Source organism: Shewanella intestini (assembly GCF_018221465.1).
Classification (GTDB): Bacteria; Pseudomonadota; Gammaproteobacteria; order Enterobacterales; family Shewanellaceae; genus Shewanella; species Shewanella intestini.
In genome coordinates, this window is the sequence record NZ_JAAIKR010000001.1 from 554,432 (window position 1) to 573,845 (window position 19,414).

Annotated in this window: 17 protein-coding genes; 14 read left to right on the plus strand and 3 right to left on the minus strand. The window is 43.2% G+C overall.

Going from position 1 to position 19,414, the window contains the following annotated elements:
* Positions 1-22 precede the first annotated feature (22 nt).
* The 5 genes from G3R48_RS02385 (at position 23) to G3R48_RS02405 (ending at position 6,607) form a co-directional block, all read left to right on the plus strand.
* Positions 23-2,560, plus strand: a complete 2,538-nt coding sequence (locus tag G3R48_RS02385; RefSeq protein WP_153662029.1) for a glycoside hydrolase family 3 protein — start codon at positions 23-25, stop codon at positions 2,558-2,560.
* Between the two features lie 430 nt (positions 2,561-2,990).
* Positions 2,991-3,842: a 3'(2'),5'-bisphosphate nucleotidase CysQ gene (cysQ, locus tag G3R48_RS02390; protein ID WP_228497281.1), complete on the plus strand. Its 852-nt coding sequence runs from the start codon at positions 2,991-2,993 to the stop codon at positions 3,840-3,842.
* 53 nt (positions 3,843-3,895) lie between these two features.
* Positions 3,896-4,792: a fructokinase gene (gene mak, locus G3R48_RS02395; protein WP_153660677.1), complete on the plus strand. Its 897-nt coding sequence runs from the start codon at positions 3,896-3,898 to the stop codon at positions 4,790-4,792.
* A 222-nt stretch (positions 4,793-5,014) separates the two neighbouring features.
* A complete protein-coding gene (locus G3R48_RS02400) occupies positions 5,015-5,914 on the plus strand; it encodes a YdcF family protein (RefSeq protein ID WP_153660675.1) in 900 nt (299 codons plus the stop codon).
* Positions 5,915-6,607 carry a DUF2982 domain-containing protein gene (locus tag G3R48_RS02405; RefSeq protein WP_153660673.1) on the plus strand — a complete coding sequence of 231 codons (693 nt, stop codon included), beginning with the start codon at positions 5,915-5,917 and terminating at the stop codon, positions 6,605-6,607.
* 95 nt (positions 6,608-6,702) lie between these two features.
* Here the strand turns inward: G3R48_RS02405 and G3R48_RS02410 are convergent, their stop codons facing one another.
* Entirely contained in the window at positions 6,703-7,074 is a 372-nt protein-coding gene (locus G3R48_RS02410) for a bactofilin family protein (RefSeq protein ID WP_153660671.1), read from the minus strand.
* 202 nt (positions 7,075-7,276) lie between these two features.
* Positions 7,277-7,762 carry a ferredoxin-type protein NapF gene (napF, locus tag G3R48_RS02415; RefSeq protein ID WP_153660668.1) on the minus strand — a complete coding sequence of 162 codons (486 nt, stop codon included), beginning with the start codon at positions 7,760-7,762 and terminating at the stop codon, positions 7,277-7,279.
* A gap of 311 nt (positions 7,763-8,073) precedes the next feature.
* Between napF and phhA the strand changes: the two genes are divergently transcribed.
* From phhA to G3R48_RS02445, 6 genes are all read left to right on the plus strand, one after another.
* Complete coding sequence (phhA, locus tag G3R48_RS02420; protein ID WP_153660666.1) at positions 8,074-8,895, plus strand: phenylalanine 4-monooxygenase; 822 nt, start codon at positions 8,074-8,076, stop codon at positions 8,893-8,895.
* 44 nt (positions 8,896-8,939) lie between these two features.
* Positions 8,940-9,281, plus strand: coding sequence for a 4a-hydroxytetrahydrobiopterin dehydratase (locus tag G3R48_RS02425; RefSeq protein WP_153660664.1), 342 nt, complete (start codon positions 8,940-8,942; stop codon positions 9,279-9,281).
* Between the two features lie 156 nt (positions 9,282-9,437).
* Positions 9,438-10,982 carry a transcriptional regulator TyrR gene (tyrR, locus tag G3R48_RS02430; RefSeq protein ID WP_153660662.1) on the plus strand — a complete coding sequence of 515 codons (1,545 nt, stop codon included), beginning with the start codon at positions 9,438-9,440 and terminating at the stop codon, positions 10,980-10,982.
* A gap of 221 nt (positions 10,983-11,203) precedes the next feature.
* The gene (locus G3R48_RS02435) at positions 11,204-12,190 is read left to right on the plus strand and encodes a fumarylacetoacetate hydrolase family protein (RefSeq protein ID WP_153660660.1); all 987 of its coding nucleotides are present in this window, start codon (positions 11,204-11,206) and stop codon (positions 12,188-12,190) included.
* A gap of 86 nt (positions 12,191-12,276) precedes the next feature.
* Entirely contained in the window at positions 12,277-12,927 is a 651-nt protein-coding gene (maiA, locus tag G3R48_RS02440) for a maleylacetoacetate isomerase (RefSeq protein ID WP_153660657.1), read from the plus strand.
* A 19-nt stretch (positions 12,928-12,946) separates the two neighbouring features.
* Entirely contained in the window at positions 12,947-13,519 is a 573-nt protein-coding gene (locus G3R48_RS02445; protein WP_323741181.1) for a nucleotidyltransferase family protein, read from the plus strand.
* A 184-nt stretch (positions 13,520-13,703) separates the two neighbouring features.
* Here G3R48_RS02445 and G3R48_RS02450 read toward each other — a convergent pair whose 3' ends face one another.
* Positions 13,704-14,450, minus strand: a complete 747-nt coding sequence (locus G3R48_RS02450) for an SDR family NAD(P)-dependent oxidoreductase (RefSeq protein WP_153660655.1) — start codon at positions 14,448-14,450, stop codon at positions 13,704-13,706.
* Positions 14,451-14,829: 379 nt separating this feature from the next.
* Here G3R48_RS02450 and metA point away from each other — a divergent pair, with 379 nt between their 5' ends.
* The 3 genes from metA to G3R48_RS02465 all read left to right on the plus strand — a co-directional run bounded on the left by metA (position 14,830) and on the right by G3R48_RS02465 (position 19,316).
* Positions 14,830-15,774, plus strand: coding sequence for a homoserine O-acetyltransferase MetA (gene metA / locus G3R48_RS02455; protein WP_153660653.1), 945 nt, complete (start codon positions 14,830-14,832; stop codon positions 15,772-15,774).
* Positions 15,775-16,420: 646 nt separating this feature from the next.
* Complete coding sequence (locus G3R48_RS02460; protein ID WP_153660651.1) at positions 16,421-17,614, plus strand: acetyl-CoA C-acyltransferase; 1,194 nt, start codon at positions 16,421-16,423, stop codon at positions 17,612-17,614.
* Between the two features lie 208 nt (positions 17,615-17,822).
* Positions 17,823-19,316: a CoA-acylating methylmalonate-semialdehyde dehydrogenase gene (locus G3R48_RS02465; RefSeq protein ID WP_153660649.1), complete on the plus strand. Its 1,494-nt coding sequence runs from the start codon at positions 17,823-17,825 to the stop codon at positions 19,314-19,316.
* Positions 19,317-19,414: the final 98 nt, after the last annotated feature.

Consider the following 19,414-nt stretch of genomic DNA (forward strand, 5'->3'; position numbering starts at 1 on the left):
AAGTACAGCAGCGTGTAGTCCAATGAACGAGCAAGCTGAGCCGCCATTATCGACATCTAATTTATCAAGTGAAGGCATTGATAATTTACCTACCCAGCAAGCGCAGCATCAAACGGTGCATGATATTGATATTTGGCCGCAACTGATCAATCCAATTGCCAAAGATGTCGCCTTAGAGCAAAAAATTACCGCGTTGTTAGCGACGATGACCCTTGAGCAAAAAGTTGCTCAAATGATGCAACCGGAAATACGTGATATTACCGTTGAAGATATGCGCCGCTATGGTTTTGGGTCCTATTTAAATGGCGGAGGTTCATACCCGCAAGCCAACAAACACGCCACTCCACAAGACTGGATCAAACTCGCAGAAGACATGTATCAAGCCTCGGTGGATGACAGCCTTGATGGCTCAAGTATTCCCACCATGTGGGGAACCGATGCCGTCCACGGTCATAACAATGTTATTGGTGCGACGTTATTTCCACATAACATTGGTTTGGGCGCTGCCAATAATCCTGCACTAATCGAAAAAATAGCGGCGATTACGGCTAAAGAAGTCATGGTAACAGGTATCGATTGGGTGTTTGCACCTACGGTTGCTGTAGTGCGCGATGATCGTTGGGGACGGGCTTATGAGGGGTATTCAGAAGATCCGCGTATTGTAAAAGATTACGCTTTTGCCATTGTCGAAGGGTTACAAGGTTCAATTAAGGGCGATTTTTTATCAGATCAACATGTTATTTCAACCGTGAAGCACTTTTTAGGTGATGGCGGCACAATTAAAGGGATTGACCAAGGCGACAATATTGCTACTGAGCAACAGTTATTTGATATTCACGCTCAAGGTTATGTTGGCGGTTTAGCGGCTGGTGCACAAACTGTGATGGCGTCTTTTAATAGCTGGCATGGGGTAAAAAACCACGGTAATAAGTACCTTCTTACCGATGTATTAAAAGCGCGTTTTGATTTTGATGGTTTAGTGGTCGGGGACTGGAATGGTCACGGTCAAATTCCGGGTTGTACTAATGAGTCTTGCCCGCAGGCAGCAAATGCGGGGCTTGATATCTATATGGTGCCAACGTCGGCGTGGAAACCGTTGTTAGAAAATACCATCAAACAAGTGCAAAGCGGTGAGATTAGTCAGGCGCGAGTCGATGATGCTGTGAGGCGGATTTTACGAGTGAAAATGCGTGCGGGTTTATTTGATAAACCAAGCCCAGCTCAGCGTCCATTATCAGGTAAAACCGAGCTTATAGGGCATAGCAGTCATCGTGAAGTGGCTAAACAAGCAGTAAGAGAGTCACTCGTGCTGCTTAAAAATAATCATAACTTACTGCCGTTATCGCCTAAATTATCTGTTTTAGTGGCAGGTGATGGCGCTGACAATATCGGTAAACAATCCGGCGGCTGGACGATCACTTGGCAAGGTACGGATAATCAAAATAGTGACTTTCCTGGCGCGACATCTATATATCAAGGGATTGAGCAGTTGGTTACTCAGGCTGGTGGCCAAGCTCAGTTAAATGTAGCTGGTGAATATAAAGATAAACCCGATGTTGCCATTGTGGTATTTGGCGAAGAACCGTACGCCGAAGGTAATGGCGATATTGATAACTTAGAATATCAACGTGGTGAAAAACGCGACTTAGCATTACTTAAAAAACTGCAATCGCAAGGTATTCCGGTTGTCGCAGTGTTAATTAGTGGCAGACCGATGTGGGTTAACCCGGAATTAAATGCCAGTGATGCGTTTGTGGCTGCATGGCTTCCCGGCTCAGAAGGGCAGGGCGTTGCTGAGGTGTTATTTACCCAAGCCAATGGCACTATTAACCATGACTTTAGCGGTAAGTTATCTTTCTCATGGCCTAACACACCGTTGCAGTCTGAGTTGAATGTAAACGATGAAAACTACCAACCATTATTTGCCTATGGTTATGGCCTGCAATACGGTCAGGCAAGTCAAGTTTCTAATGCCTTGTCAGAAGATAATTTAGCTTCAACAACACAGTTGCTGCCTTTGCCATTATTTGAACGGGCAGTAAAAGCGCCTTGGCGAATGATGATTGGCGATGACAACAGTGTTGATGCCGTTGTCAGTAGCGTGCAATCTAACCGTGTTGTCACCATTAAAACCTTCGATAAACAAGTACAAGAAGATGCTCGAGTGGTTAGCTTTAATGGCCAGGCAATGGGTTTTGTTGGTCTGGTGAGTAATTTCCCGCGTGACTTACGTGCTTATTCAAATGCCGATGCCAGTTTAATGCTGACACTTAAAACCGCGAATAAATTAACCAAGCCATTGTCTGTCGGTATGGCATGCAATCGAGATTGCCGCGCCGACATTGACATTAGTGCTTGGCTCAATGATAAGCCGCTTAATAGCTGGCAACCTGTGAGTATCGACTTACAATGCTTTACGCAAAAGCAGCTTAATTTCGCCAATATTAATACGCCATTTTATTTAAGCACTTTGGCGGTGGCAACGGTTAGCTTTAGCGATGTAACATTAGTACCTAATAGCGCTGCTCAAGCAGATATTCGCTGCCCGGCAGTCCCTTAACGTTAGTCATATATTTTAATGCTGCCTTCCTTGGTTAATGCCTAGGAGCTGCTTTCTCCTTCAATCGTGATGTTGTTGCAATTTATTTAGCCTGTACAGCGTTTATTAAGGGCGAGAGTAAACGCAATGATTGCAGCGACTAAGCATGAATGTCCTAGGTGACAAAATGGTGAATACGAATGCAGCTATGTTTAAGGCACTTTCATGCATGGTCTGCATCGATTACTATTTGGTCACCATTATTACATGGCGATAACATTTAACGTTAATTGACATGATTTTAAAACGATTAGCTTACTTAAAAGAGTCACATAGGGGATTTATTTCTAAGGTCAGTGAATTAGTTATAAATCATTGTCAGCGACAATGGCATAATGCGCTTCATGCGTGTTTGACAAGCGACTGCCGCCCAAAGGAGTAAGCAATAACAATGAATGTTTTTGAATCGAGTGCAACGCAACTGAATATACCTGAAGATATGTTAGTCAAGCTTGAACAGCTAGCTAAACAAGCAGGAGCAGCGATTTTACGCGTGTATGGCAAACCGGCATTATCAGTGACCCAAAAGCTTGACGATAGCCCGGTGACAGAAGCCGACATTGCCAGCCATAATGTCATTATTCAAGGCTTAGAACAGCATTTTGCCCAGTATCCTATTTTAAGTGAGGAATCGGCTAAAATTAGTTGGCAGCAACGTCGTCAATGGCAAACATATTGGCTAATTGATCCACTTGATGGCACCAAAGAATTTATTAAGCGCAATGGTGAGTTTACTGTCAATATTGCCTTAATTCATCAGGGTAAACCTGTTGTTGGGGTGGTATTTGCGCCGGTATTAAACAAATGCTACAGCGGCATTGTTGGTCAAGGTGCATGGCTTAGCCAAGTCACTGATATCGGCGAAAAACGCACAGCGTTATCGCTTAAACATCGCCAGATTAATGCCCAGCCTATTGTGGTTGGTAGTCGCTCGCATATGAGCCCTGATGTGGCTAACTATGTGGCCAGTATTGGGGAGCACAGTATGCAGAGTGTGGGCAGCTCGCTTAAGTTTTGCATGGTGGCTGAAGGGCTTGCTGATGTATATCCGCGCCTGGGGCCAACCAGTGAATGGGATACTGGCGCCGCGCAAGCTGTGTTAGAAAGTGCCGGTGGGCAAGTACTGATCTACCCACAACTTGAACCACTTATCTATAATCAGCAAGACAGCGTGTTAAATCCCTACTTTATTGCAGCGTCACCGGCGTGGTTTCAACACACAGATACAGCAATCAATCATTGAATTAAAAGCAAGCTTTGCTTGTCATACCCAATGACAAAATGGAGAGACAAACTATGATGCGCATGGGCGTCGACCTAGGTGGTACCAAAATTGAATTAGTTGCGTTAGCTGATGACGGCTCAGAGCTGTTTCGAAAACGGGTACCTACACCTAAAAATTACCCAGATACATTAAATGCCATTGTTGGTTTAGTTGCCCAAGCAGAAGCGCAAACGCAGCAGCGTGGCTCTGTGGGGGTGGGTATCCCCGGCGTAGTGTCGCCATTAACAGGGTTAGTAAAAAACTCAAACTCAACATGGATAAACGGTCATCCATTAGATAAAGACTTAAGCGAATTGCTTAACCGAGAAGTCAAAGTGGCTAATGACGCTAACTGTTTTGCAGTGTCAGAAGCAACCGATGGCGCTGCAGAAGGTAAATCTGTGGTGTTTGGGGTGATTATCGGTACAGGTTGTGGTGGCGGTTTGGCCGTTAACGGCAAAGTACATGGGGGCGGCAATGGCATTGGTGGCGAATGGGGACATAACCCATTACCATGGATGACACCTGATGAGTTTAATTCAACCTCTTGTTTTTGTGGTAATCATGATTGCATTGAAACCTTTATTTCTGGTACTGGCTGGGTGAGAGATTTTCGTCGTGCAGGTGGTGAAGCCGATAGCGGTATTCAAATTTCACAAATGATGTCTGAAGGCCATCCATTAGCGACTCAAGCATTTGTGCGTTACGTTGACCGTCTTGCTCGAGCGTTGGCTCACCTGATCAATATGCTCGATCCTGATGTCATTGTTCTTGGCGGCGGAGTGTCTAATATTGATGCGATTTATCAAGAACTGCCTAAGTTATTGCCAAAATATGTACTCGGGCGTGAATGCGACACGGTTGTGGTTAAAAATAAATTTGGTGCATCATCAGGTGTACGCGGCGCAGCTTGGTTATGGACCAAGTAAGCATCACAATGTATTAATGTGGAAGCAAGCGATAAAAAACAGTGCTGTTAAGCGCTGTTTTTTATGGCGGCAACTATTCTGCTGCACTGAATCTCAGTGACAGTATCAAACAAATAGTTTTTTGATTTATAACTGCGTAAACTAGCTGAACACAAATGCACTGCGGCATTATTTAAGCTTTAAGCATTAGATTTTAGATTTTAGATTAACTGTGAGTTGTTCATGTTTTGGGTTAAAAAAGTACTGAGCCAATTAATGATGCCGATCCCTTTCGCATCGCTGCTTATCCTTATCGGGTTACTGTTTATCATCGTGGCCTATTATCAACGTAATATTCGTACCACAACATCTCACGATTCACATCAACCCAAAGCATCACAGCATCGCACACTCGGGCTTGGACATATCGGTAAATTAAGTGTGTTTTGCGGATTGTTAGTTATTGTACTGCTCAGCCAAACTCAAGTCAGTAATGCCTTATTAACCCCGCTTGAACAACAATATCCCCCCAATACAGCGCCAATTAACGGTCAATGCTGGGTGATGGTGTTAGGTTCAGGGAGCCGTGAGCAACCCAATCAAAGCGCGACTCAAAATTTATCTGCAACAGCTTTAGCAAGATTGACCGAGGGGCTTAAGCAGATGCAGCTTGGGCAACATTGTCACTTGATTGTCAGCGGTTGGAATAGCGGCTCGTTAGTGCATTCACATGCGCAAATGATGAAACAAGCGGCAATAGAACTTGGCGTTGCAGCGCAAAACATTAGCAGTTTTGACTTGCCCAAAGACACCATAGAAGAGGCGCATTATGCGTATCAATTAGTGGGTGAAAAACCGTTTAGATTAGTGACATCAGCCTCGCACATGCCACGTGCGATGATGATTTTTAAAGGGGTAGGGTTATCGCCACAAGCTGCACCAGGTAATTACACCAGTAATGTAGGGCGTTGGTGGCAACTTGGCGCCAGTAATCTACTTAATAGCCAAAAGTCGATTCATGAATATGTAGGACAACTTTGGTTAAAGATTAAAGGCTTATCGGCAATAAGTAACAAAAAGCATCATGCTAAAGTCAGCCATATGATCACCAAACTCAACACTGCCACTTTTATGGATTCATAAATGCAAATAACACCAGAAAACGAATCAGCTTCGTTATCGATTACGCCTTACTCAAAGCGTAATGCTATTACCTTTACGGTAGTGGGGGCTGTGGCTACCATTATTGGTTTGGTGTTATTTATCACACTACAAAGTGCGTTCGCCATAGCGCTATGTTTGTTTTCAGGTGGGGTTGTTGGGGTGCTTTTGGGCTGCGCGAAACTCAAGCAACCAGCGGTAAGTTTGCTTATAACGACAACAGAGCTGAGTTTATTTCATCAACGCGGTCACATTATCGTGGCGCGGGATAATATTCAACGTGTCGATTTAGTGCGGGTTAACCAAAATCAACAAATGGTAGAGTTGCCTTTTATTGGGATTAAAATAAAGCAGTTAGCGCCAATTCTTGAAACGATGTCGCCACGTTTAGCCACCGGTTTACTTACCGAGCAGCGTCCATTATTAATGACCGCAGCGACCCAAGATGAAGACCTTCAAGGTCTAGAGCATTATGTTGGCGCAGAGTTTTCAAGCTTAGTGTTACAAGATAAGCGCTATGAAGGAGTGCAGGCGATGTTTGGTCATCGCTGCCAAACATTAGCGGAAAACTTAGGTTATCATCTGTATATTCCACTGGATATGTTAGACAGAGAACCCAATGATTTTGTGGCGTTATTAAGGCAGTGGCTTAATAACGCCAATCGTTGTAACTAAAATTCATTAGCCTATTTGACTCATTGCTTTAGTGTGCAACGAAACGAAACGAAACCGAGTGAGAGTGAGAGTAGACACCGTGATAAAAAGCGCGATTACAGTGATACCACTTTGTCATTTTCGATAGGTTTCTCTTGGGGTAAATGTCGCTGACCTAAAAACTGCCCATCTTGAGCAACTTCCATTTTATCGCTACGTATATCACCTTCAAAATATCCTGTGTGGGTAATGATGATTTTATGGCAATGCGCCTCACCACATACCTTGCCTGATACCGTGACATCTTTAGCGTAAATATTACCCGTTACACTGCCGCCAACTTCAATCACGATATTACCGTCGGTAATTAAGTCACCTTCAACAGTACCAGCAATTAACATGTCGCCAGAAAAGCTCAGTTTTCCTGTTACCTGACATGATTGGGCAATAAAACTCAAATTACGGTTTGATTGTTTGGCTGAAAACATATTGTTTGCTCGTTATTGTTGTTTTAGTTAATGCGAATATGGATTCGCCTACTCAGCATGCCAATATAAAGCCATTGACGTGAGTTTTAAAGTTGTTGGTTAACAAAAATAATCATTAAACATAACAATCAACAACGATAGCACGGCGCATAACGGCTTACACACCAAGCAATTACGTTACCAATTACGGTTACAACCGAGCTTACTGCGCCGTTGCTAAGGTAATTGCCCCATTTGGGCAAGGGGCGACACACGCACCGCAACCAGTACAGGCATCGGTATCGAATATCGGTTTGGGAATTTGACCTACGGCCATTTTAAAATGAATAGCGCGAGGGTCACAGGCATCTTTGCAGCTTTGGCACCAGACACCTGCAAAGGTTAAGCAGTTATCATTGGCCTGCGCTTTAAGTGTCCACGGTTGAGCCTGCTGGGTGTCAAAGATTGGTTCTTCACATGCATTGACACATTGCTGGCAAAAGGTGCATTCGTCTTTGGTAAAATCGACCTCGACAAACCCGCCGTCGCCTCTGAACAATATTTGTGTTTCACAAGCGCTGATGCACTTATCGCATCGAGTGCATAAATCAGTAAATTCAATGTTATCTTTCACCCACGGCGGGCGTAATGCGTTGTTTTTTTTACGACGAAACAGATTACGTCGATTCTGATTAATACTTTGACTCATAAAACCTCAAATAAAACGCTAACAACCAAGTGCTGTTTCACTAGTGGGTATTGTAAATCGTTGCCATTTAATTGCTATTAAAATCTCCCTTTTGAGCAAGTAAATTTTGTTATTAAGCGTGGATGGCAAATAAAATAGCCATGACTATCTCACTGAAATAAAAAGAGCTTTAATGAGCAATGTTGCCACTGTACAACAAGGTTTACGTTTTTAAGCTTATTTAGCGAAGGTTAACCACACACAAATAGTTAACAAAATGCTGACAGTAACACACTATGGAGTCAGTAACGTTTACGTAAAGTGAAATAAATATGAGTAACCCAAGTCAATATACATCTCACCAAGTTGATGCCAATGGCTATATAAACTATTCAGAACAAGAGCATCAAATTTGGCAACAACTCTACGCCAGGCAAATTAATAATTTACCTGGCAAAGCATGTCAGCAATACCTTGATGGCATTGGTAGTTTGAATATGTCTGTTGATCGTATTCCGCAATTACCTGACATCGACAAAGTGCTCAAAGCGACCACCGGCTGGGAAACCGCTGCAGTACCAGCGTTAATTTCATTTGCTAAGTTTTTTGAACTATTAGCCAATAAGCGTTTTCCTGTAGCCACGTTTATTCGTACTAAAGAAGAGTTTGATTACTTACAAGAACCAGATATTTTCCATGAAATTTTTGGCCATTGTCCATTGCTGACTAATCCTGCCTTTGCTAATTTTTCACATCTGTATGGCAAACTAGGGCTTGCGGCCTCAAAAGAGCAGCGGGTATTTTTAGCCCGATTATATTGGTTTACTGTTGAGTTTGGTTTAATGCAAGCAAGCAATAACACCACTAACAGTACAGAAAATAATGGTTTTAATATTTATGGCGGCGGCATCATGAGTTCGCCCGGTGAAACCCAATATGCATTGAGTAACAGGCCGATACATAAGCCATTTAACCTGCAAGAGGTGCTCAGAACCCCGTATAGAATTGATATTATGCAGCCCATTTATTATGTCATTGAAAATATTGATTACCTTGATGAGATTGCCAAAATGGATATCATGGGCGAGGTAACAAAAGCGCAGTCATTAGGGTTATTCAAACCATTATTTGACAGCCCCAAACAAGCAGGATAAAGCCGGCAAAGTGGCCTAAATAGATTGAACAAGGAGTAGTAATAATGACAGCATTAAACGAAATGAAGTGTGAAGCTTGCCAAGCTGATGCCCCAAAAGTAACCGAAGCGGAACTGGCTGAGCTAATTAGAATGATCCCTGATTGGGGCGTAGAAGTGCGTGATGGCATTATGCAATTAGAGCGGGTATATAAGTTTAAAAACTTTAAATTAGCCATCGCCTTTACCAATCAATTGGCCGAACTTGCTGAAGCTGAGTTTCATCATCCGGGCATATTAACCGAGTGGGGCAAGGTCACAGTGACATGGTGGTCGCACTCAATTAAAGGGCTGCATAAGAATGACTTCATTATGGCTGCCAAGACCGACCAGTTGCTAGAAAACTAAGATAGCATTTGATATCAATGTGTTACGATGGTGTGGCGCATTGATAGGTTTAAGTGTTACAAAAATGCTGTAAACTACACTTGCCAGCAGCGCAATATCCCTCTAACGTATGCTCAATTTCCAAAACAAAATACAATAACAGGGAATGGTGTATTTATGCGTTTAGAAGTCAGTTGTAACGATCGCGTCGGCCTCGCAAAAGATATTCTTACCGTGCTAGAGCAACATGGCATTAATTTGATTGCCATCGATGCCAGCAACCAAGGTTTTTTATACTTACAATTTGCCGAAATTGAATTTGAAACCCTCAGAACCTTACTCCCCCAAATTCGCAAAGTAGACAGCGTACACGATGTCAGAACCGTGTCATTTATGCCTTCTGAACAAGAACATTATGCGTTAAAAACCCTACTTAAAACCTTACCTGATTCAGTGTTTTCATTGGACTCAAAAGGGCGTATCCGAATTGCTAATGAGTCGGCGTTACTCACACTGGCAATGGGTGAGCATGAAGTGATTGACGAACCATTAAATCATTGGGTACAAGGCTTTAACTTTGCCCGTTGGATGAGTGAAATCCCAGTGCTTGCCCAAGCCAGTCGTTTGCAAATTAATGGCAACGAATACTTAGCTGAAATGTTGCCTATTTATTTACCTGATGATGACAACACCACTATTTTAGCGGGGGCGGTGGTGTCTTTAAAATCGCCTGCGCGAGTGGGCAAGCAATTTAATGCACTGCAAAACCAAACCACAGGTTTTGATAATGTGTTAGCCAACAGCGATAAAATGAAAGATGTGCTTAATCAAGCTAAACGCATGGCACAGCTAGATGCACCGCTACTGATCACCGGTGAAACTGGCACAGGTAAAGAACTCATGGCACGCGCCAGTCACGACGCCAGTATGCGCCGTGAAAAACCGTTTATTACCATTAACTGCGCAGCGTTACCCGATAGCGTGGCAGAAGAAGAACTATTTGGTTTTGTTAATCATGGCGATGTCATTAAGCGTGGGCTTTTTGATGAAGCCAAAGGTGGCACGGTATTTTTAGATGAAATAGCCGAAATGTCTAAAGCCGCGCAAGTTAAGTTATTACGACTGCTTCAAGATGGCACTTTTAGGCGTATTGGCGGCGACGAGGAAGTGCGTGCAGATGTACGTATTATTTGCTCAACCCAAAAACATTTAGCCGAGCTATGCCAAGCGGGCGAGTTTAGAGAGGATTTATATTATCGCATTCATGTATTGAGTTACCACATGCCGTCGCTGCGTGAACGTAAGGTCGATATTATTCCATTAACAGAAATGTTCCTAGAACACTACAGCCAACAGTTATCTAGCCCGCTGCGCCGTATTTCGGCCAATTGCAGAGACTATTTATTCAGTTATGCCTGGCCGGGTAACGTTAGGCAATTGAAAAACGCCATCTTTAGAGCGGTGTCGATGTGGGACGGTTCAACTGAGCTCACCATTGAGCAACTTAAATTGCCATCTTATGCCGAAGGCTTTGGCTACTTTGACGAAGAATTTGAAGGCAGTTTAGATAAGGCGATGAAAGAGTATGAGGCCAATTTACTGCGCCGCTTATATCCTGCCTATCCAAGCACACGTCAATTGGCTAAAAAATTAGGGGTATCACATACCGCTATTGCCAATAAATTACGCGATTATAAAATTGCCAAGAAAAAGGTAGTGTAACGAAAAGCTGCCAGTGGCACTGAGTGTGAATAAAGCCTGTTTATACCGCGTAGGGCTCAAGTTCAGCAATGTGCTTTTTTGTATCAAAATATTGACAGATATGGCAGCACTGCCCACTGCAACAATTTAATTATTGCAGTGTTAATCGCCTGCTTTTTAAGGTATTTCTAAGGCAGAATTTAAGATGGTTTTTTCAAAGAAAAAACCCATTAGGAGTGATAATGAAACTTGCAACATATGACAATGGTCGCAGAGACGGCCAATTAATGCTGGTAAGCAAAGACTTAACTAAAGCGATGGCCGTCCCGGCAATAGCCAATACCATGCAACAGTTGCTAGACACTTGGGAGTTATTACAGCCGCAATTGCAAGAATTATACGAAGCACTCAACACTGGCTTAATCGATAATGCCCAAGCGTTTGATGAAATGCGTTGTTTGTCGCCACTGCCACGAGCGTATCAATGGGCAGACGGCAGTGCATATGTTAATCACGTTGAATTAGTGCGAAAAGCACGCGGCGCACAAATGCCTGACACGTTTTGGACTGACCCATTAGTGTATCAAGGTGGATCAGACTGTTTCATTGGCCCTAAAGCCGATATTGAAATGGCCAGTGAAGCATTTGGAATTGATTTTGAATCAGAAATTGCCGTGATCACTGATGATGTCGCCATGGGCGTTTCTGCTGAAGATGCCGAGCAACACATTAAATTACTCATGTTAGTTAATGACGTGTCATTACGTAATTTAATTCCAGGTGAGCTCGCCAAAGGGTTTGGCTTTTTTCAATCTAAACCCTCAAGTGCATTTTCGCCAGTTGCTGTCACGCCAGATGAACTCGGTGACAAATGGCTAGACAGCAAAGTGCATCTGCCATTAGTGACTCATTTTAATGGTGAGTTATTTGGTCGTCCTAATGCGGGTGTGGATATGACATTTGATTTTAGTCAGTTAGTGGCACACGTAGCTAAAACCCGTCCCATGGCCGCAGGAGCGATTGTGGGGTCTGGCACGATTTCAAATTATGATCGCAGTGCAGGCTCTAGCTGTTTAGCGGAAAAACGCATGCTTGAAACCATTGAACATGGTGAAGCAACAACCGCTTTCATGCACTTTGGTGACACTGTACGTATTGAAATGTTTGATGAGCAAGACAACAGTATTTTTGGCTCTATCGATCAAAAAGTGGTGCAATACCAAGGTTAATTGTCCATTTGCGTTAAGCACTGACAAAAGCAATAACGCCCACGTTATTGCTTTTTTGCTATTGGCAGCTGCCATAAGGAAACACAATGAAATTATATGGATATTGGCGCTCAAGTGCCGCTTATCGGGTGCGTATTGCGCTAAATTTAAAGGATTTAGCGGTTGAGCATATTTCGGTCCACTTAGTCAATAATGGCGGCGAGCAACACCGTCAGGCCTTTAAACAACTTAACCCGCAAGCATTAGTCCCCGCGTTAATTGATGCTAATGATCAACATCATCACTGTATTACTCAGTCTATGGCAATCATCGAGTATTTAAATGAGCAATACCCACGCACACCATTGCTACCACAAGATGCTTATTCACGCGCGATTGTCCGTAGCATGGCACAAATACTGGCTTGTGAAGTGCATCCGCTAGATAACCTTCGGGTATTACAATACCTAGTTGGGGAGATGGACGTCACTCAAGACAATAAAATGCGCTGGTATCATCATTGGATCCACCAAGGTTTTGCCGCGCTAGAAGCATTATTACAACAGCATTCTGGTCAATATTGCTTTGGCGACAATGTGAGCTTAGCTGACCTTTGTTTAGTGCCGCAAGTTTATAATGCCAAACGTTTTAATGTTGATTTAAGTGCGTATCCCAATATTGTGCGCGTTGATAACGCGTGTATGCAACTACCAGCATTTCAACAGGCCAGCCCTGAAATGCAACCAGATGCCAACTAATCACTAAAGGACGTTAACCGTGGAAAATGCTGAAACCCAGTTACAACAGCAAATTATCACATGGTTAACCCAAGACCCAATGCGCATGGATGCCTTAACCCTATGCATGCGCACTTTTGCCCAATTAGGCATTGATGATTGGCTTATTGCAGCAGGCTTTGTTCGTAATCTTGTGTGGGATAAATTGCACGGCTTTAAGGCGCACAACCTTAATGATATTGATGTGATTTATTATTGTCCTCATGACACCTCAGTGGCTAAAGACATACACATTGAACGGCAATTACAACAACAAGCCGCATTGCCGTTTTCGGTGAAAAATCAAGCCAGAATGCATATTCGGAATCACGATGCTCCGTATCACTCTTGCTTAGATGCCATGCGCTACTGGCCAGAAAAACAAACCGCTATTGGGGTGAAAATGATGCTTATCGCCCCGAAACAACTTAACTTACAGTCAGCTTTTAGCCTTAATGGCTTATTTAACTATACCATTACGCCCAATCCATTACGTTCGCAGGCGTTGTTTGACCAACGTATTAGCAGTAAAGGCTGGCTTGAACGTTATCCTAAGTTGGCGATAGTCACTTAATATCATTTGGCAACTACCGCATAAAAATGTCGCGAAATGATAGCAAATACCATCAAAAATGCTTAAACCATGCCATCAACACAACATAAAAAATACCTTATAACGTTCATCCCTGAACTCATACAATACGATGGTGAACCGTGCTCGATTTAACGACGGGATCTTTAGTATCAAATCCAGAAAACTACTTTTTCTTTTTGGCTTTTTTATTCCAATGGCGGGTATTGTAAATAAACTCAGGTAAGCCCTTGGTCAACCACGCCACTAAACGCCAGCGCTTAGTGACATAAAATTTACGCTTGCCTTTTTTTAAGCCTTTAATGATTTGGTTCGCCACTTTGTCAATTGGTGGTAACCAAAACTTTTGTCCTTGCATTGCTGCTTTATCTAACAAGCCTAATTGAATGTCAGAAATGGTCACCGGCAGTTTTAAGCGCTGCGCATGCATGCTTAGCCCTTCAAGATAGCTTTGTGCAAATGCTTTTGAGGCGTGATACGCCACATTTGGCCCACCACGTAAACCGGCAATAGAATTAATTGACGCTAATTGGCCATAGCCTTGTTCGCACAACAATCTGAATGAGGCATTACAAATGGCGGCATAGCCTTTGACGTTAACATCAATAATGTCTTGATCAAGTTGCCAAGGCAATTGTGGGTCGTAACCATTGAGTCCGGTATTTACTAGGACTAAATGTGCGCCATTATGCTCTTTCCATGCATGATTAATTTGCTCAATAATTTTTTCAGGTTGTTCAATCGCTAAAGGGTAAACCGTAACGGTTGTCGTTAAGGCATCGGTAAAAGGTTTAATCGATTGCGGATCTTGGGCAAACAAAATGAGTTCAACGTTTTGTTCACTGAATTTTTGAGCAAGAGCTTGGCTTAGTTGTGAACTGGCACCAATAAGCATTGCAGTAGTCTGAGACATAGATAGTTTGATATTTAAATGGTGACTTATAATAGAAATTACTGATATTGATAACAAGGTCAAAATTTTTCAATTACGGATGTATAGACTTCTAGATGTCTTGGTGTATGATAAGTGTAAATCAACAATGACGATGACATCAAATGGGGGAAGTCCAATAACAACGGGGCTTTCAATCAGTTGTACTCGCTAACTTAAATGGCATTTTCGGCGGATATTGAGCAATTTTCATTGCCATAACCGCTCGCGTACCAACTGATTACCTGCCAATTCTGTGATCCAACACGAATTGCCAACATGTCGGTTAGATCAATTCAATGCGCTTTTGAGTAAGCAAGTTGTCGTCAGCACTATTTTATCTTCAAAGGGTGGTTTAATTATGCCAGTAAGAATTCCAGATAACTTGCCTGCAGCAGGGGTTCTTGAGTCTGAAAATATTTTTGTGATGTCAGAAAGCCGCGCAGCTAATCAAGATATTCGTCCTATGCGAGTACTGATTTTAAATCTGATGCCCAATAAAATTGAAACCGAAACCCAACTACTGCGTTTGCTCGGCAATACGCCACTGCAAGTCGATGTCGACTTATTACGTATTCACGATAAAGTGTCAAAGCACACCTCTATTGACCACATGAACACGTTTTACCGAAACTTTGATGACGTAAAAGCGAATAATTACGATGGTTTAATTATTACGGGTGCGCCGCTTGGGCAAATTGATTTTGAAGATGTCAGTTACTGGGACCATATCAAAGAGATAATCGATTGGTCACAGCAACACGTTACCTCGGTGTTGTTTTTATGCTGGGCTGCTCATGCAGGGTTATTCCACTTATATGATTTACAACGCAAGTTAATGGACACCAAGCGCTCAGGGGTATTTAATCACCAGCGTACTCAAACCCCACATCCTTTATTACGAGGCTTTGACGATGAGTTCTTTGCGCCGCATTCACGCTTTGCTGAAATGGATATCGAACAATTACGCGCCCATCCCGACCTTGAAATACTCGCGGAATCAGACGTAGCAGGCGCTTACTTAGTGATCAGTAAAAACAGTCATAACTTGTTTGTGATTGGACATCCAGAGTATCAGAAAAACACTTTAAAAGCCGAATACCTGCGCGATATTGACCAAGGTTTAGCCCCAGACATACCAGTAAATTATTTTCGTAATAACGATCCTGAACAAGACCCTATCGCGCGCTGGCACAGCCATGGCAGTTTATTGGTAAGTAATTGGTTGAACTACTACGTTTATCAGTTAACGCCGTATGACTTATCTGACATGAGCGCAATGACGCCTTGGGAAAGTGATATGTAATGTGATTTAGGGCTGATGTTAACAACATCAGCCCTAGGCATTTAGGTGTTTAAATCGCTATTTTTCTTATACCGGGTTCTGCTATTTGTACTAATAATAAATACCGTGGGGGGAGGTTTTTTTAACGTAAATAACGTGACACATTCTCACTTTAATTCAGCTGTAAACTGCTCCATTATTACCTTATTGATTTTGGCTACCATCCCCAACAGCATGTCTTGTATGATTAGCCCATTCCAATTTGATAGAACCTAGTGATGAATGACTCAGAGTATGACGGTCATGACTTTAGTTATCATAATCAAGACATAAAGGTTAGTTAAGTGCTCTTAAAGGGGGCACTAAAAGTGCTTATTAGTTAACCACTGGGTTCGTTTTTGGTTGGCTTTTGTGTTGTTATCCCCTCGAAGTGAGTTTGCTGTCATCATATATTGATAACCTTGCTAACTTCTGCTTTTCTCCACTCAAACACGCCGAAATAACGTCAAAAAACCGCCCTAAATCTAACTGTAAATAATGACTGACAAAGCGCAGTAAATTTCACCAAAGTAATCCTAGGTCACACTATTGCTTTACGTTCGCGTAAACGTCAAAGTGATGGCAATAGTTAGTTAATTTACTTAGTGAAACGGATTTTGGAGAAGTCATGAGTACCAACCTATCTAAACAAGATATTGTTATTGTTGCAGCCAAACGTACGCCAATGGGCGGCTTTCAAGGTGAGCTTGCACAAGTGTCTTCACCAAACCTTGCAGCAACAGCCATTAAAGGCTTATTGACCCAAGCTGGCGTGTCAGCAAGTGCGGTTGATGAAGTGCTAATGGGTTGTGTCTTACCAGCAGGTCTTGGGCAAGCGCCTGCTCGCCAAGCTGCATTAGCTGCTGACTTACCGCTTAGTGCAGGTGCCACGACAGTCAATAAAGTCTGTGGTTCTGGCATGAAAACAGTCATGTTAGCGCATGATTTAATTAAAGCTGGCAGTAATGAAGTGGTGATTGCTGGTGGCATGGAAAGCATGAGCCAAGCGCCTTATTTACTCGATAAAGCCCGTTCAGGCATGCGCATGGGACACGGTAAAGTGCTTGACCACATGTTTCTTGATGGCTTAGAAGATGCTTACACTGGCGGCGCAATGGGCAGTTTTGCCCAAAAAACTGCAGATGAGTTTGGTTTAACTCGTCAAGCGATGGATGAATTTGCCCTAAATTCGCTTGAAAAAGCCAATGCAGCGATTGAGTCTGGCGCATTTAATGCTGAAATTACGCCTGTCACTTATCAAACCCGTCGCGGTGATGTCGTTGTTGATACCGATGAACAGCCGGGTAATGCGCGCCCAGATAAAATTCCAAATTTACGCCCAGCATTTGCCAAAGACGGCACTATTACTGCGGCTAATTCAAGTTCGATTTCAGATGGCGCAGCGGCGTTAATGATAACCAATCGTGAAACAGCCACCAATTTAGGCATGGACGTGTTAGCCACTATTAAAGGTCACACGACGCATTCGCAACAACCTGCAATGTTTACCACCGCGCCAGTTGGCGCAATCAATAAACTGTTTGGCTTGGTGGATTGGCGCAAAGAAGATGTTGATTTATTTGAAATTAACGAAGCCTTTGCCATGGTCACAATGTTAGGTGTGTCCGAACTTGGATTAGACATGAGCAAAGTGAATGTTAATGGCGGGGCGTGTGCGCTTGGTCATCCTATTGGTTGTTCGGGGGCGCGAGTGTTAGTGACATTAATATATGCGTTGCAAGCACGTGGGCTAAAGCGCGGCGTTGCATCATTGTGTATTGGCGGCGGCGAAGCAACTGCGATGGCAATTGAATTAGCTTAATGATTGAGGGCATAGCGGTTTAACACTTACCGCTGAATACTCAATAACAATAACAATAACAACAAGACTTCATACGTTCACTCATGCGTTTTGTCATAGTGGCAATAATAACAATAATTATCGGCCAACGACAAAGCGCGAGTGCGGCGCTCAATATGACAGTATTGCAAAGAGGTTTTGTAATACCAAGATTAAGGATATCAATATCATGACAACCCAAGTTAAACATTACATTGACGGTGAATTTACCACCGGTAATGGCCAGCAAGTTATCGAAGTGACTAACCCAGCTAATAATGACGTGATTGCTCAAATTAATTGTGCAACTGCAGATGAAGTTGCTCAAGCCATCAGCAGCGCAAAAGCGGCGTTTACCACTTGGAAAGAAGTCCCTGTCTCAGAGCGTGCGCGGGTGATGCTGCGTTATCAGCACCTTTTAAAAGAACATCACGATGAAATTGCCACTATTTTAGCCAAAGAAACCGGCAAAACGTTTGAAGATGCTAAAGGTGATGTGTGGCGCGGCATTGAAGTCGCGGAACATGCTTGTAATGTTGCCTCGTTATTAATGGGTGAAACCGTTGAAAATGTTGCGCGTAATATTGACACTTATTCATACACTCAACCATTAGGTGTTTGTGCGGGCATTACCCCCTTTAATTTCCCCGCGATGATCCCGTTATGGATGTTCCCACTGGCCATTGCTTGCGGTAATACGTTTATTTTAAAGCCGTCAGAACAAGACCCAATGACGCCGCAACGTTTAGTTGAACTATTTGTTGAAGCGGGTGCGCCAAAAGGCGTGTTGCAGTTAATTCATGGTGATAAAACCGCTGTTGATACGCTATTAACAGACCCTGCTATTAAAGCGATTTCGTTTGTTGGTTCGGTGAATGTCGGTCAATACATTTACAAAACGGGTACTGACAATCTTAAACGTGTGCAAGCATTTGCTGGCGCAAAAAACCATTGTGTGATTATGCCCGATGCCAACAAACAACAAGTGATTAATAACCTCGTTGGTGCATCTGTTGGCGCAGCAGGGCAGCGCTGCATGGCGATATCGGTGGCGGTGTTTGTCGGCAAAGCGAAAGAGTGGATACCTGAACTTAAAGCCGCGCTAGCCAATGTACGGCCAGGGCTTTGGGATGATAAAGATGCCGCTTACGGCCCCGTTATTAGCCCTGCGGCGAAAGCTCGAGTATTAAGCCTAATTGAGCAAGGGATAGAAGAGGGCGCTGATTGCTTACTCAATGGCAGCGACTTTACCGTTACAGGGTATGAGTCAGGTAACTGGGTTGGGCCGACCATGTTTGCTAATGTCACCCCAGAAATGAGCATTTATAAAGAAGAAATCTTTGGTCCAGTACTTTGTTGTATGCAAGCCGATGATTTAGATGAGGCCATTGAACTGGTGAATAACAGCCCTTACGGCAATGGCACTTCTATTTTTACTGCATCTGGCGGGGCGGCGCGTAAATACCAACACCATATTGAAGTGGGTCAAGTGGGCATTAATGTACCTATTCCAGTGCCATTGCCATTTTTCTCGTTCACGGGTTGGAAAGGCAGTTTTTACGGTGATCAACATGCTTATGGCAAGCAAGCGGTGCGCTTTTACACTGAAACCAAAACCATCACCTCACGTTGGTTTGACGACAGTGTGGTTAGCGGCCCTAACATGAGCATTAACCTTAAATAAACTTAACCTGCCCTGTTTACAGGGCATGGCTTTTTAGGGCTAAAGATTTTTATCAGCACATTTGAATAACAAGCCAAAACGGCTTTGATATTCACCAA

Excerpts from the sequence above, each read along its gene's own strand:
- G3R48_RS02385 (WP_153662029.1), top strand. The coding sequence starts at position 23 with ATGAACGAGCAAGCTGAGCCGCCATTATCGACATCTAATTTATCAAGT.
- cysQ (WP_228497281.1), top strand. The coding sequence starts at position 2,991 with ATGAATGTTTTTGAATCGAGTGCAACGCAACTGAATATACCTGAAGAT.
- mak (WP_153660677.1), top strand. The coding sequence starts at position 3,896 with ATGATGCGCATGGGCGTCGACCTAGGTGGTACCAAAATTGAATTAGTT.
- G3R48_RS02400 (WP_153660675.1), top strand. The coding sequence starts at position 5,015 with ATGTTTTGGGTTAAAAAAGTACTGAGCCAATTAATGATGCCGATCCCT.
- G3R48_RS02405 (WP_153660673.1), top strand. The coding sequence starts at position 5,915 with ATGCAAATAACACCAGAAAACGAATCAGCTTCGTTATCGATTACGCCT.
- G3R48_RS02410 (WP_153660671.1), bottom strand. The coding sequence starts at position 7,074 with ATGTTTTCAGCCAAACAATCAAACCGTAATTTGAGTTTTATTGCCCAA.
- napF (WP_153660668.1), bottom strand. The coding sequence starts at position 7,762 with ATGAGTCAAAGTATTAATCAGAATCGACGTAATCTGTTTCGTCGTAAA.
- phhA (WP_153660666.1), top strand. The coding sequence starts at position 8,074 with ATGAGTAACCCAAGTCAATATACATCTCACCAAGTTGATGCCAATGGC.
- G3R48_RS02425 (WP_153660664.1), top strand. The coding sequence starts at position 8,940 with ATGACAGCATTAAACGAAATGAAGTGTGAAGCTTGCCAAGCTGATGCC.
- tyrR (WP_153660662.1), top strand. The coding sequence starts at position 9,438 with ATGCGTTTAGAAGTCAGTTGTAACGATCGCGTCGGCCTCGCAAAAGAT.
- G3R48_RS02435 (WP_153660660.1), top strand. The coding sequence starts at position 11,204 with ATGAAACTTGCAACATATGACAATGGTCGCAGAGACGGCCAATTAATG.
- maiA (WP_153660657.1), top strand. The coding sequence starts at position 12,277 with ATGAAATTATATGGATATTGGCGCTCAAGTGCCGCTTATCGGGTGCGT.
- G3R48_RS02450 (WP_153660655.1), bottom strand. The coding sequence starts at position 14,450 with ATGTCTCAGACTACTGCAATGCTTATTGGTGCCAGTTCACAACTAAGC.
- metA (WP_153660653.1), top strand. The coding sequence starts at position 14,830 with ATGCCAGTAAGAATTCCAGATAACTTGCCTGCAGCAGGGGTTCTTGAG.
- G3R48_RS02460 (WP_153660651.1), top strand. The coding sequence starts at position 16,421 with ATGAGTACCAACCTATCTAAACAAGATATTGTTATTGTTGCAGCCAAA.
- G3R48_RS02465 (WP_153660649.1), top strand. The coding sequence starts at position 17,823 with ATGACAACCCAAGTTAAACATTACATTGACGGTGAATTTACCACCGGT.